Origin of the sequence: Burkholderia sp. HAN2018 (assembly GCF_024704855.1) — a bacterium.
In the GTDB taxonomy this organism is placed as follows: domain Bacteria; phylum Pseudomonadota; class Gammaproteobacteria; order Burkholderiales; family Burkholderiaceae; genus Burkholderia; species Burkholderia cepacia.
In genome coordinates this window covers 1-12839 of the sequence record NZ_QOBB01000201.1, presented here as the reverse complement: position 1 = coordinate 12839, position 12839 = coordinate 1, and the positions used below count along the sequence as shown (strand labels likewise).

The 12839-nt window shown below is 67.0% G+C and carries 10 protein-coding genes; 2 read left to right on the top strand and 8 right to left on the bottom strand.

Features of this window, described 5'->3' with window-relative positions; all coding sequences use genetic code 11:
• Positions 1 to 1704: MMPL family transporter (locus tag DPV74_RS32510; protein WP_162923197.1), on the bottom strand; the 1704-nt coding region annotated here is incomplete at its 3' end.
• 323 nt (positions 1705 to 2027) lie between these two features.
• Here DPV74_RS32510 and DPV74_RS32505 point away from each other — a divergent pair.
• Positions 2028 to 2624, top strand: coding sequence for a phospholipid-binding protein MlaC (locus DPV74_RS32505; RefSeq protein ID WP_027790211.1), 597 nt, complete (start codon positions 2028 to 2030; stop codon positions 2622 to 2624).
• A gap of 128 nt (positions 2625 to 2752) precedes the next feature.
• On the opposite strand, the gene DPV74_RS32500 is transcribed toward DPV74_RS32505, so the two are convergent.
• The 5 genes from DPV74_RS32500 to DPV74_RS32480 form a co-directional block, all read right to left on the bottom strand.
• The gene (locus DPV74_RS32500; RefSeq protein ID WP_119338672.1) at positions 2753 to 3934 is read right to left on the bottom strand and encodes a fimbrial protein; all 1182 of its coding nucleotides are present in this window, start codon (positions 3932 to 3934) and stop codon (positions 2753 to 2755) included.
• Positions 3922 to 6549, bottom strand: a complete 2628-nt coding sequence (locus DPV74_RS32495; protein WP_119338671.1) for a fimbria/pilus outer membrane usher protein — start codon at positions 6547 to 6549, stop codon at positions 3922 to 3924. The genes DPV74_RS32500 and DPV74_RS32495 overlap by 13 nt, the downstream gene beginning before the upstream one ends.
• A 72-nt stretch (positions 6550 to 6621) precedes the next feature.
• On the bottom strand, positions 6622 to 7395 hold the full coding sequence (locus DPV74_RS32490) for a fimbria/pilus periplasmic chaperone (RefSeq protein WP_060174092.1): 774 nt from the start codon (positions 7393 to 7395) through the stop codon (positions 6622 to 6624).
• A gap of 89 nt (positions 7396 to 7484) precedes the next feature.
• Positions 7485 to 8033: a fimbrial protein gene (locus DPV74_RS32485; RefSeq protein WP_027790215.1), complete on the bottom strand. Its 549-nt coding sequence runs from the start codon at positions 8031 to 8033 to the stop codon at positions 7485 to 7487.
• A gap of 273 nt (positions 8034 to 8306) precedes the next feature.
• Entirely contained in the window at positions 8307 to 8948 is a 642-nt protein-coding gene (locus DPV74_RS32480) for a TetR/AcrR family transcriptional regulator (RefSeq protein ID WP_119338670.1), read from the bottom strand.
• A 144-nt stretch (positions 8949 to 9092) separates the two neighbouring features.
• Between DPV74_RS32480 and DPV74_RS32475 the strand changes: the two genes are divergently transcribed.
• Positions 9093 to 10616, top strand: coding sequence for an MFS transporter (locus tag DPV74_RS32475; protein ID WP_119338669.1), 1524 nt, complete (start codon positions 9093 to 9095; stop codon positions 10614 to 10616).
• Positions 10617 to 10665: 49 nt separating this feature from the next.
• Here DPV74_RS32475 and DPV74_RS32470 read toward each other — a convergent pair whose 3' ends face one another.
• Both DPV74_RS32470 and DPV74_RS32465 read right to left on the bottom strand, forming a co-directional pair.
• The gene (locus DPV74_RS32470; protein ID WP_027790218.1) at positions 10666 to 11310 is read right to left on the bottom strand and encodes a response regulator transcription factor; all 645 of its coding nucleotides are present in this window, start codon (positions 11308 to 11310) and stop codon (positions 10666 to 10668) included.
• A gap of 29 nt (positions 11311 to 11339) precedes the next feature.
• The gene (locus tag DPV74_RS32465; RefSeq protein WP_027790219.1) at positions 11340 to 12725 is read right to left on the bottom strand and encodes a cache domain-containing protein; all 1386 of its coding nucleotides are present in this window, start codon (positions 12723 to 12725) and stop codon (positions 11340 to 11342) included.
• Positions 12726 to 12839: the final 114 nt, after the last annotated feature.

Sequence of the window (12839 nt, the reverse complement as noted above, 5' to 3'; positions counted from 1 at the left end):
GGCCGGCTGCGTCAGCGCGGGCAGCAGGTCGCTTGCGGCTGCTGCGATCGCCGCGCGCTTGGCCGGCTGGTCGGCGGGGATGAAGGTCGACAGCGTGGTCGTGCGGCCGACTTCAGGCAGCGCGTCGAGGCGCTTCGCGGCCGCGTCGGCATCGGCGAGCGACGGCGCGAGCAGCGTGACGTCGTTGACGGCGGCTTCCGGCGAATCCTTCAGCGCGAGCAGTGTCGCCATCGATTCGCTGTGCGGGTCCTTCAGGTGCAGCGGGTTGAAGTCGAAGTGGAGGAACGCGAGCAGCGGCAGCGCGCCGATCACGACCACGAGCGTGCCGATCAGGATCGGCTTGCGATGGCGATCGAGGTAGTCGTCGACCGGCGCGAGCCACGGGAAGCCCGGCGTCTTCGATTCGCCCGGCGGCGCGAACAGGCGCAGCAGCGCCGGCAGCAGCGTGATCGTGGTCAGCAGCGCGACGAACATCCCGACGCCCGCGATCAGGCCGAGTTCGGACACGCCGCGATAGGCGGTGGGAATGAACGAGAAGAAGCTCGCCGCGACGGCCGCGGTGGCCAGCGCGAGCGGCATGCCCATCGAGTGCGCGGCGCCGATCAGCGCGTGATCGATGCGCGGATCGCGGAAGCGCTCCTCGCGGTATTTCACGCCGTACTGGATCGAGAAATCGACGCCGAGGCCGACGAACAGCACCATGAACGCGACCGAGATCATGTTCAGCGAGCCGACCATCGCGAGGCCGAGCGCGGCGGTCACGACGAGGCCGACGAACAGCGTGACGAGCACCGAGCCGATCATCCGCTTCGAGCGCAGCGCCAGCCACAGGATGACGAGCACGGCGAGCAGCGTGAGCGCGCCGTTGAGCGCCGCGCCATCTTCGACGGACGCGAATTCGTCGTCGGCGAGCGGCTGCTCGCCGGTCAGGCGCACGGCGGCGCCGTAGCGCTTCTCGAGGTCGAGCGAACGGGCCGCGTCGCGGATCACCTGGCTGGTTTCCGCGCCGGCCTTCAGCGCGCCGTAGTTGACCACCGGCTGCACGGTGACGAACGCGCGCGCGGGCTGTCGCGCGGCATCGTTGTCGACCAGCGCGCGCCACGAGAACGCGGCGGGCTTGCCGGCCAGCACGTCGTCGACCGTCGCGGCGCTGCGTGCGAGCAGCTTCGCCATCGCGGGCAGTTTCACCTGGCCGGTCAGGAGCGGCTGGCCGAGCGTGGTGGAGAGTGTGGTCGCGAGGCCGGTCAGGCTCGGGTTCTTCGCGAGTTCGTTGACGAGCGGGCGCGCGCTCGCGAGCTGCGAGGTGGTATCCGTGACCTCCTGCGGCGACAGGAACAGCAGCCCGTTGTGCTCGAAGAACGGCCCGCCGCCGGGCTCGGCGACCTGGCCGATGCGGCCGGCGTCGGCATCCTTGCGCAGCGCTTCGGTCAGCGCATGCGCGGCGGCGTTCGCGAATTCGGGCGCCGGCGCCTCGACGACTGCGAGGATCGTGCCGTTGCGTTGCGGGAACGCCTTGTCGACGGCCTGGCCGAGGGCGGCCCATTGCGGCTCGGCATCGACGAGCTTGCTGATGTCGGTGTTGATCTTGAAATGCTGCGCGACATAGACGCCGCTGAGCGCGGCGATGACGAGCGACAGGACGACGACCCAGACGGGGCGGCGCACCGACCATGCAACGAGTCGGACGATGAGAGATGTCACCATGTGGCGGTGGGGAGCGGCTGGCAAGGGCAAAGTAGCCAAGTATACCGGCGCGGCGTGGCGGCGGTCGTGACGTTGGGGGTTTCGGGGCGGGAAGGAGATTTGTTCGCGACGGCGGAATCGATGCCGATGGCTCGCCGGTTTGTAAGGGGATATTTACATAATCGGCGCCGCGCTGCGTCGTCGCGCCGCCGCACGCCTGTGACAAAGGAACCTGAAAGGTAACAGTCGGTCACGGCGGCGCACCGAGGCGTCGGGCCCGGTATACTTTGCTTCGTCGGCCGGTGCAATGAACCGGTCGTTTTTTCTCATCGAGCGATATTCGTATGAAACGTCATCTGTTTGCTTTCGTCGCGGCGGCCGCCGTGTCGGTTTCCGCTTTTGCGCAGAGCGCGCCGGTCGATATCGTCCGCAATGCGGTCGAAGGTACCGTCAACGCGATGAAGGCCGATCCGGCCGCGCGCGGCGGGGACATGGCGAAGGTCTCGGCGGTCGTCGAGCAGCGCTTCCTGCCCGCGACCAACTTCGAGCGCACGACCCGCATCGCGGTCGGCGACGCGTGGAAGCAGGCCACGCCGCAACAGCAGCAGGAGCTTTACAAGCAGTTCAAGCTGCTGATGACGCGCACCTACGCCGCGTCGCTCGCGCAGCTCGGCAGCCAGGACGCAAAGTTCTCGTTCAAGGCCGGCGGCGCGTCGGGCGCCGACGCGCTCGTGCAGTCGACGGTCACGACGCCGGGCGACAGCCAGTCGGTCGGCTATCGTCTCGGCAAGGTCGGCAACGACTGGAAGATCTACGACATCGACATGTCGGGCGCGTGGCTGATCCAGGTCTACCAGGGCCAGTTCAAGAGCCAGCTCGCATCGGGCGGGATCGACGGCCTGATCGCGTATCTGCAGAAACACAATTCGCGGACGAACTGACCGCCGCCGCGCGGTTCGGAATCCGGATGCATGAAGGGCGCCCTCGGGCGCCCTTGTTTATTTACCCTGGGGCGTGCACGCGCAAGTCCACACCGCCTTCGCACACATCGAGGCTCGCTGTGCACGGCCTACTGATACGTCATGGTGAAGGTCAGCACGGCGTTTGCGCTGCCGGCTGTTACCTTCGCGGCCGTCTGGTAGTACCTGGCGGTGAGCGGGATCGTGTAGGAGCCGCCGGTCGATTTGCTGTAGCTCGTCAGCGTGTACTGCGTGTTGTATTTCAGCGCGTTGCCGTTGCCGTCCTTCAGTTGCAGGCCGATACCGGTGGCCGTCGAACCGCTCGACAGCGCCAGCACGCCGTTGGTGCTGTCGAGGACGGCATTGACCGGGATGAACTGGTACTGGATCGAGTTCAGGCCTGTCGGGCAGGCGTTGACCGCCACGTTGAACGAGATGGCCTGCTTGTTGGTCGAGCCGATGCCCGTGAATTCCGACTGCATGGGCGAGCCCATGTTGACCGTCACGTTCGGCGTGGTGCACGCCGCGACGTTGACGATGGTCGAGGTCAGCGAATATGACACGTGGCTCGAAGCGGAGACCGCAAACGGGCCGTTGATGTTTGCTCCCCCCGTCGAGGGCGCTCCCTCGAACAGCACGCCGCCCGTCACCGTGCCCGCCGTGATGGCGCCGGTCTTGACCAGCGCCACCTGAACCTGGCCGCCGTTGTTGACCAAACTGCTCGTACCGTTCAGGTTACAGGCCCACCCAGCCCAAGGGCTGGGTAGCGGCGGCCTCGGCGTGCCGAGATCGTCCCATGGCTGCCATCCGCAACCGTTCGCATAGGAACGCACACCGATCGCGACACCGACGCCTGGCACATTGGTATTCCAGACCGTATAGGCCACACCATTCGGCCCGGCCACCGTCATGCCGGCCTTGGTCATCGACAACGCTTCGAAGGCCATACCCGAGAATGCAGAACCCGACACGGTGCAACTATAGAAGTTGGTGGTGGCCGGAGTACTGGCCCAGGTAGTCAGCACCGTACCGATCGCTGCGTCGCGCGGGATCGTCACCGAAGCCGGCATCGAGATCGTCACCGTCTGTGCCGTGCCCGTGCAACTGGCGCTCTGTGCGAACGCGGCACGCGAACCCAGACCAGGCATCAACGCTACCAGCGCGAGCAGCCAGAACACCACGCGGCCCCAGCCGCGTGCCGATTTCGCCTGCCGGCGCGTCGCGGCCGGTTTTTCGTTCTTGTTCATCTTCTTTCCCAGGTTCATCGCATCCGCTGCGCTCATTTCGTGCATACCGCCTCCGCGTCGATCCAGCGTTGCTTGCTCGTCTTGTTTTCCGTTGGCAGCGTGTAGGAGAGCGAACAGTGATCGCCATCCGTGTCGCCCCACTTCACCTTCAGCGTGCCGGTATCCGTCTTCACGCCGCGCAGCACGACGCGGCCATCCTGCGCGACGGTGCCGACGTTCTGCCCCGCCGCATCGCTCACCTCCGCGCCGAACGGAACCGGCTCACCATCGGCCATGCGCGCGCGCATGATTACCGCGCGTCCGCCGCCCTCGGTCTCGTACTTCAGCCGCACCACCGCACCCGCGGTCGGCGCGACGTGCTGCGCACTGGATTTGAGCTCGACGCTCATCGGCACGCCCTTCGGATCGATTTCCACCTCGTTGGTCGAGAACGGCGTCAGGGTCGACACCAGTGCATGACCGAACCGATCGATGCGCAGGCCGCTGCCGGCCGTCACGCGTGCGCCGTTTGCGTCCTTGGCCTCGACGATCGCCATCGTCTCGCCCATGGTCGGCGCAAAGGCCACGCCGCCGGCATAGGCCACCATACCGCCCGAGATGCCGCCGCCGTACTGCGTAAAGCCGGTGCCCTTCGAAGCGTTGCCCGACAAGGTCGCATACGGCGACATGTAGGACACGTTGCCGCCGACGTTGGCGGTCGCCCCGGTGCCGCTGCCGCGGGTATGACCGACGTTCACGCCATAGCTGAGCGCGTTGTCGATGCCGAGCGAGCCGGTCAGCGACTGCTGGACCAGGGTTGCGCCATGGCTGTCGTGTTGCAGGCTGGTCGACGAGTACAACGTGCGCGAGCCGAGGTTCAGCGGGATCGACACGTTCAGCATGAAGCGGTTGTCCCAGCGGTTTTGCGTCGCGTCGAATTGGCGCGCGACCGACACGCCGTAGTTGATGCGCCGGAAATTGTTGCTGTAGCCGGCCTGGAACTGCGTGTCGTTGCCGCTGCGATTCCAGTAATTGACGGTCGAGCCGGACAGGTAGAACGAGCCCCAGCCTTCCGGCAGGCCCTGGTTCAGCATGACCTGGAACTGACCGCGACGCACGCCGCCCGACAGCAGGCCGTTCACGCCGCCGGTCTGCTGGCTGCGCAACTGCATGGCGTCCTGCAGGCCCAGGTAACCGCTGCTCGAATAACGATAGGCGGCCACCGCGATATTGGTATTGGTCGGACTGATCAGCTTGCTGTACGAGAGCTTCACGCTCTGGCCGTGGCGCGTGCCCAGGCCGGGCAGATCGGTGTTGGCCTGCGTGATGTCCAGCGCGAACGAGCCCAGCCCGGTGTTGAGCGCGACGCCGGCCAGGCCTGCCAGGTAGCCGGGCGCGGCCGTCATGCCGCCGTAGCCGGTGATCAGGTTGGTGAAACCGTGCTGTACGGTCGCCTGGAACAGCGCGGGCTTGCTCGACAGCAGCGGACTGCGGTACTGGCCGGCCGTCACGCTGAAACGCGTGATGCCGGGCCGCAGCGAACTGACGGCCGACGCATACGGCACCTTGAAGGTGTGGATGCTGCCGTCGGCTTCGGTCACGATGACGTCGAGGTCGCCGCCATAACCGGTCGCATAGAGATCGTCGATCTCGAACGGGCCGGTCGCGACGGTGGCGCTATAGATGATGTTGCCGTTCTGGCGCACCTGCACCAGCGCATTGCTGTTGGCGATGCCGTGGATGGTCGGCGCATAGCCGCGTTGCGATTCCGGATACATGCGCTCGTCGCTGGCGATCCGCACGCCGCGAAAGCCCACGCTGTCGAACATCGTGCCGTCGGTGAACGCGTCGCCGATCACGAGCTGCGCCTTCAGGCGCGCGATCGAGCGCTGCAGGCTGGTCTGCACGCTTTGGTAGTGTGTGCCGCCGTGCGTGTCGTAGGTGGTGTTGCCGTTGTGGCGGAAGCGCCAGGGCCCGACGTTCAGGCCGGCGGTCAGGCCCAGGTAGGCCTGGGTCGACGAGGCGCCCTGGTTGTCGGCGCGGTAGATGTTGCCGTTGTACGACAGCAGCGCAGCCGGCACGCCCTCGTCCCAGTAGCGCGGATCCACGTAGCCGCGCGCCGCGCGGCTCAACGAGGCCTGCGGGATGCTGACGTCGAGCCGCTGCTCGCCATTGTCGAAAGTGGCGACGGCGTCCGGCACCAGCATGCCGATCGTCGCGCAGGCATGGTTCGAGTCCGTCAACATGAGCGTCGCTTCGGGCGACAGCTTCGCGAGATCCACCCCGACCTGCTGCAGCAGCTCGCGATCGAAGCAGGGCTGGACGTTGTTTCGGCTGTCGCCCACCTGGCGCAGCGTGATCGCGGTACGACCGATCCAGTTCGTGTTGACGTACAGGTCGGCGCGATACGAACCCGGCGCCGCGGCATTGCCTTTTTCGAAGCGACTGACGTCCACCCGCGTGCCGCCCGGGCGCTGCAGGAACAGGTCGTCGAACTGGACTTCCGCCACCTGTGTGGCGCTTGTGGTCTGCGCCATCGCGCCCGTCGACGCGAACACCGACAGCGCGAGCAGGAAGCACGGGCGCGGGCGCCAGCGCACGAATGGCGGCAAACTCGAAAGACGTTGGATCACGATAGGCACCCGAGCGTGAGCAAGCCTCCGCCCTGCCCGGGCGGGCATGCTTGGTCTTGCTGTGGAAAGGACGTGGCGCGCTACCCGCGCCTCGCGCAATGGAAGAGAGTCAGTCGCGCATCATCGCGACGGTGCGGCGGTGTCTGACCGCAACGGCGTCTCGCCGATGACCGAGCCGCCGTAGTCGTTCAGTGTCGTGTAACGCACGCTGGCGCCGGCCGAGCCGGGCACATCGCCTTTCAGCGGGAAGGCGCGCGTCTCGCCCGGCCCGACCATGCCGCCATCGTCGAAGATTGCGCTGCGTCCGCCCGACTGCACGCTGATCGTGGTCAGCGACACATGGAACGGCGTCGGGTTGTGCGCCTCGATGGCCGGTTTGCCGTCGGCCTGTGTGAGCCGCCAGGTGAGCTGCGCCGGCGCGTCGGCCGATGAACCCGCGAGTTTTTCCGGACGATAGAACAGCTTGATGCGCGAACGGAATGCGAGCTGGATACGGTTCATGTCCGCGTCCGCCGCGCTCGGCTTGGGCGGCACCTCGAGCACGTTGAGCCAGAACACCGACTCGTGATCCTGCGGCATGGGTTCGCCGGTGTAGACGATGCGCAGCGTCTGCGATTTGGACGGATCGATCCGCGAGATCGGCGGCGTGACGGTGAAGGGCACCTTGGTCGTGGACGGCGCGCCGCGCACGTCACCTGTATCGACCCACGACTGCACGAGCGCGGGCGACTGGCCGGCGTTCGACAGCTTGAGCGTGACCTCGGATTCGCTCGCGGCATAGATTACGCGCGTGCCACCGATCACCACCGATGCATCGGCGGGCGTTGCCAGGTAGCCGAGCCATGCGGCGCATGCGGTGGCGATCGCGCGCCGGAGGGTGTTTCGAAGCTTCATGATGGAGATCGATGCAGGTAGCGAGCACGAGGGACGGAGCGACGTCGTGCCGCTCCGCCCGATCTTGCTATGTATAACTAAGTGATTGGTTACTGATAAACGAGCGAGTACATCACGCTCGACGTCGCCGCGCCTGCCGTTGCAGCGCCGGTTGCGAAGTACTGCGCGTAGTAGTTCAGCGTGGCGGTGCCGGTCGAGCTGATTGCGACTGACTTCGAGTTTTGCGAGGCGTCAGCTGCGCCGATCTTGATAGGCGAATAGGTGCCGTCGCCGTTCAGCAGCTGGATCTCGACGTTGGTCGCGCCGCCGGCGGCCAGGATCAGGTTGCCGGTGGCGGTGTCGACCGTCGGGCCCGGTTCGAAGTAGGTGTGGACGTTGCCCGACGCCGGCGTGCAGGCCGTCAGCGCGATGTTGAAGGGCGTGCGGTTGGCCCACTGGCCTGCGGCGGCCAGCGCGCTGGTCGCCACCGATTGCAGCGGCACATTGAAGTTGTTCGAGCCGCTGCCGTTGCCGTTGATCGTGCAGGTTTGCGCGGTAACGCTGCCGTTGAACGTGATTGTGCCGTCGGCTGCGGATGCGATTTGCGACGCAGTGGCTGCAGCCACGAACAACACGGCGGTAATGAGTTTGGTTTGCATGTTTTGGTTTCAGAAAGAATCGATCTGGATGGTGATACGACGCCGACGCGATATCCGTTGACAGCGCGACGCGACATCCAACGGCGACCCGAAAAGGCATCACACGGCCGAATATTATGTTTTCGGCTTGGTTACACTTGGACAGAACGAATCCTACTGGCGTCAACAATTCGTAAGATGAACAATTGTCACTTTGCGATGGCACCAATGAAAAATGCCGTTCAGCGTGACTGAACGGCATTCGCCTTCGGGTGCCTGGTGCGTTGCCGTGCGTCAGGTGCTGACGCCGAGCATCCGCAGGCAATCGTCGACCACCGCGTCGACGAACGCGGTGCGATCCGTTTCCGGCGCCGCGATGATGTGGTCGGTCGCGCCGTGCACGCCCGCATAGATCAGCAGCGCGGTGACCTGCGGGTGCGCGAGCCGCCAGGTGCCGGCCCGTGCGCCGCCGTCGAGAATCTCGCCGAGCTGTTCGAGGATCGCATTCTTGTCGGCATTCGCGCGATCGTGGTGATGGTGATTCGCGTAGACGATGTCGTGCGTGCGGTAGGTCGCCGCGTAGGTTTCGATGTTGGTGCGGATCCACGCGCGCAGGCGCGCGAGCCAGTCGTCGGCGTCGCACGCGTCCACGGCGTGCTGCAAACGGTCGACGAACGACGCCGTGTAGCGCTGCGCGAGCGCGGCGAGCATGTCGGATTTCGATTCGAAGTAGTGGTAGAACGTGCCCTTCGCCACCTGCGCGTGCTCGACGATCTCGCTGATGGTCGTCGCTTCCACGCCCTGCGCGAGGAACAGTCTCTCGGCCGCGGCCATCAGCTCCTCGAGGCGCACTTCCGCCGGCTTCGTGCGCGGCAGCTTGCCCGCCGGCGCGTCGTCCTTTCCTGTCGTGGTTCCTGCCTTTGTCCTGTCCGTCATCGCGCGGCTCGACGCCCGTTCGTGCAAAGCCCGCAGTTTAGGCCAGCGCCCCGTTCACGGCCAACGCAATCCATTGACCGACGGTCAGTCGATATATATGATGCGAATCATTCTCATCTTCGTGCCCGTGAAGGGCCGACTGCCATGCCTCGCTACCGTCGCGCCGCACTCGTCCTGGCCGCCTGTCTCGGCACCTTTCTCGCTACGCTCGACATCAGCATCGTCAACGTCGCGTTGCCGACGCTGCAGACGGCGCTCGATACCGACATCGGCGGCCTTCAGTGGGTCGTCAACGCGTACGCGCTCGCGCTGTCGGCGTTCATGCTGTCGGCCGGCCCGCTCGGCGATCGCTACGGGCACAAGCGCGTGTGGCTCGCCAGCGTGGTCCTGTTCACGGCCGGGTCGGTGGTCTGCGCATGCGCGAGCCGGCTTGAGCCGCTGCTGATCGGGCGCGCGATCCAGGGGTTCGCCGGCGCGTTGCTGATACCGGGCGCGATGCCGATCCTCACGCATGCGTTTCCCGATGCGCGCGAGCGTGCCCGCGCGATCGGCGGATGGTCCGCGTTCAGCGCGCTCGCGCTGATCCTCGGGCCGCTGGTGGGGGGCCTGCTCGTCGAGCATGGCGGATGGCAGGACATCTTCCTCGTCAACGTGCCGATCGGCATCGTGACCGTGCTGCTCGGCGCTTGGGGCATTCCGGAGCGCCGGCATCCGCAGCACGCGGCGTTCGATCCGCTCGGCCAGGCGCTGAGCGTGGTCTGGCTCGGGTTGCTCACCTACGGGCTGATCGGCATCGGCGAAGCCGGCGCGTCGCATGTGAAGGTGCTCGCGCCGCTCGCGGGCGCCGCGGTGGCGTTCGTCGTGTTCGTGCGTGTCGAAACGCGCGTCGAGCGGCCGCTGCTGCCGGTCTGGCTGTTTCGCGACCGGCGGCTGGTGCGCGCCAATCTCGCGTCGTTCGTGCTCGGGTTCTCGGGGTACAGCAGCCTGTTCTTCCTGTCGCTGTTCCTGCAGCAGGCGCAGGGGCGCACGCCCGCCGCCGCCGGCTGGCAACTGATGCCGCAGTTCGTGATGACGGCGATCACGTCGATGCTGTTCGGGCGCATCGCGGCGCGCATTCCGTTGCACGGGCTGATGGTGGCCGGGTACGGTCTGGTCGGCGCGATGCTCGCGGTCATGGCGGGCTTCGGTGCGGGAACGCCGTATGTGCCCGTCGGCATCGCGCTGGCGGTGCTCGGGGTCGGCATGGGGCTCGCGGTGCCCGCGACCGGCATGACCGTGATGGAACTCGCGCCGGCCGAGCGTGCGGGCATGGCGTCGGCGACGATGAACGCGTTGCGCCAGACGGGGATGAGCATGGGCATCGCGGTGCTCGGCAGCATGATGAGCGTCGGTGCGCTGCACCGGATGACGGCCGCGATGCAAGCGGCCGGCAGCGCGCAAGCGGATACGCTGGCGCGGCAGGCGGTGATGGAGCATGTGTTTGCAGCGGGACAGCCGGCGCTGCTTGGCGCGTATCGGGATGCGATGGCGCACGGGTTTTCGATCGCGGTCCTGTGTTCCGGAATCCTCAGTGTGGGTGTTGCTGTGATGCTGATGATGCGGCGTGAAACGAAGAATCAATCGGGGTGCGCGGCGGCGGCGTGTGTGACGTCTTCACGGCCGGAATGATGCGGCTTGCCGGCCGACCGAGCCATTTGCGGCAGATCGCGGTGCCGACCTACCTTCGCCGATGTTCGACCGCGAACTTGATCAGCTCGGCCTGCCCCTCGATCTCCAGCTTGCGCTTCAGGTTGAGCCGGTGCGTCTCGACCGTGCGCACCGACAGCCCCGTCTGCTGCGCGATCTGCTTGCTCGACAGCCCTTCAGCCAGCGCGTCGAGGATGTCGCGTTCGCGCGGCGTGAGCCGGTCGAGCGGCGACGCGGTCGTGCTCGCGTGGATCATCCGCGCGGCGAGCCCTTCGCTGAAGAACGTCTGGCCCGCCAGCACCGTGCCGATCGCGCGCACGATCTCGCTCGCGGGCGAATCCTTCAGCAGGTAGCCGCTCGCGCCGGCACGCACGGCCTGCGTCACGTATTCGACGTTGTCGTGCATCGACAGCATCAGCACGCGGATGCCCGGAAAGCGTTCGTGAAACACGCCCGCGAGCGTGATGCCGTTCATGCCGTTCATGCCGATGTCCATCAGCGCGAGATCGGGTTCGAGCGACGCGGCGAGCGCGAGCGCCTCGTCGGCGTTGCCGGCTTCGCCGACCACGGACAGGTCGGCCGCTTCGAGCCGCATCCGCAAGCCGTCGCGCACGAGCGGGTGATCGTCGACGAGCAGCAGTCGGGCGACGGGCCGGGCGGTGTCGGGGGCGCTCATGCGTGAAAGGTCTCCTGTGATGGGGCGCGTCATGACGCGGCGCCGGGCAGCGGCACGCGCGCGGCGACGATCGTATGGCCGACCTGCGACGTGATCGTCAGCGTGCCGCCGAGCGCGTCGAGGCGTTCGCGCATGTTGCGCAGGCCGATGCCGTGGCGCACGTCGGCCTGCGAGCGTTCGGCGTCGAAGCCGCAGCCGTTGTCGGCGATGGTCAGCGTGACGGATTGCGCGCCGACGTCGAGCGTGACGGCCGCGCGCGACGCACGCGCATGATGCACGATGTTGCTCAACGCTTCCTGCGCGATCCGGAACAGCGCGGTGTTGACCGCCGCGGGCAGCGGCCGGGCGCCGCTGTGCGCGACCTGCGTGTAACCGATGTCGATGCCGCTTTCGGCGCCGAGCTCGCGCACCAGCTGCTCGAGCGCCGCCGCGAGGCCGAGATCGTCGAGCATCGCGGGGCGCAGCGCATGCGAGATGCGCCGCACTTCACGCAGCGTGTCGCCGAGCCGCACGACGCCCGATGTCAGCGCCTGCTCGGCCTCGGGCATGCGCGCGGTGCCGCGTTCGAAGCGCGCGAGCGCGGATTCGAGCATCAGCTTCGCCGATACCATCATCTGGCTGATCCCGTCATGCAGCTCGCGTGACAGCCGCGCCCGCTCCTGTTCCTGCGATTCGACGACGCGCTGCGCGAGCAGCTTGAGCTTCGCGTCGGCACTGCGCGACTCGCTGACGTTCAGCACCAGCGCGCACACGGCGATCGCGGCCGCCCCCGTGAGCGCGATCGCGGTGAGCCAGCTCATCGTGCGCTCGATGTTCGCGGACGCGCGCGCGTCGATGCGCTGCAGCGCGGTGTCGACATCGTCGAGATAGATGCCGGTGCCGACCATCCAGCCCCAGCGTTCGAGCGCGATGACGTAGCCCAGCTTCGGCGCGACGCGGCCCGTCGACGGCCGCTGCCACGCGTAGCGCACGTAGCCGCCGCCGCTCGACGCCGCGCCGATCAGCTTCTGGATCGTCAGCGCGCCCTGCGGGTCGCGCATCGACCAGTAGTTGTGGCCGACACGCTCGGGCTCGCGCGGATGCATCAGGGAATTGCCGTGCAGGTCGTACACGAAGAAGTAACCGTCCGGGCCGAAATCCATCTTCTGCAGCATCGCGAGCGCCTGCGTGCGCAGCAGCGCGTCGTCGCGCGCGTTGCGGCCGCTCGCGTCGTAGAGCGGCATGATCGCGCTCGTCGCGAGCTCGACGTAGTGCTTGAGCTCGACCTCCTTGCTCGACATGTACGCGGCCTGGATCGTCGCGTGCTGCGTGCGCGCGAGGGACGTCGCCTGCTGGCGCACGCCGAAACCGATGCCGGCGATCGCGAGCAGGAACGGCACGATGGCCAGAAGGAAGATCTTTGCCTTGAGTCTCATGGTGGTGCGAAGCGGCCGCGCACCCGCGCGGGCCGGCCGGGCCAGGCAGCCGCGCGGCGGCGTGTCGAGGCGACATTGTCGGCGATTTTGCGCGCGGGCGGCGACAGTGGCCGG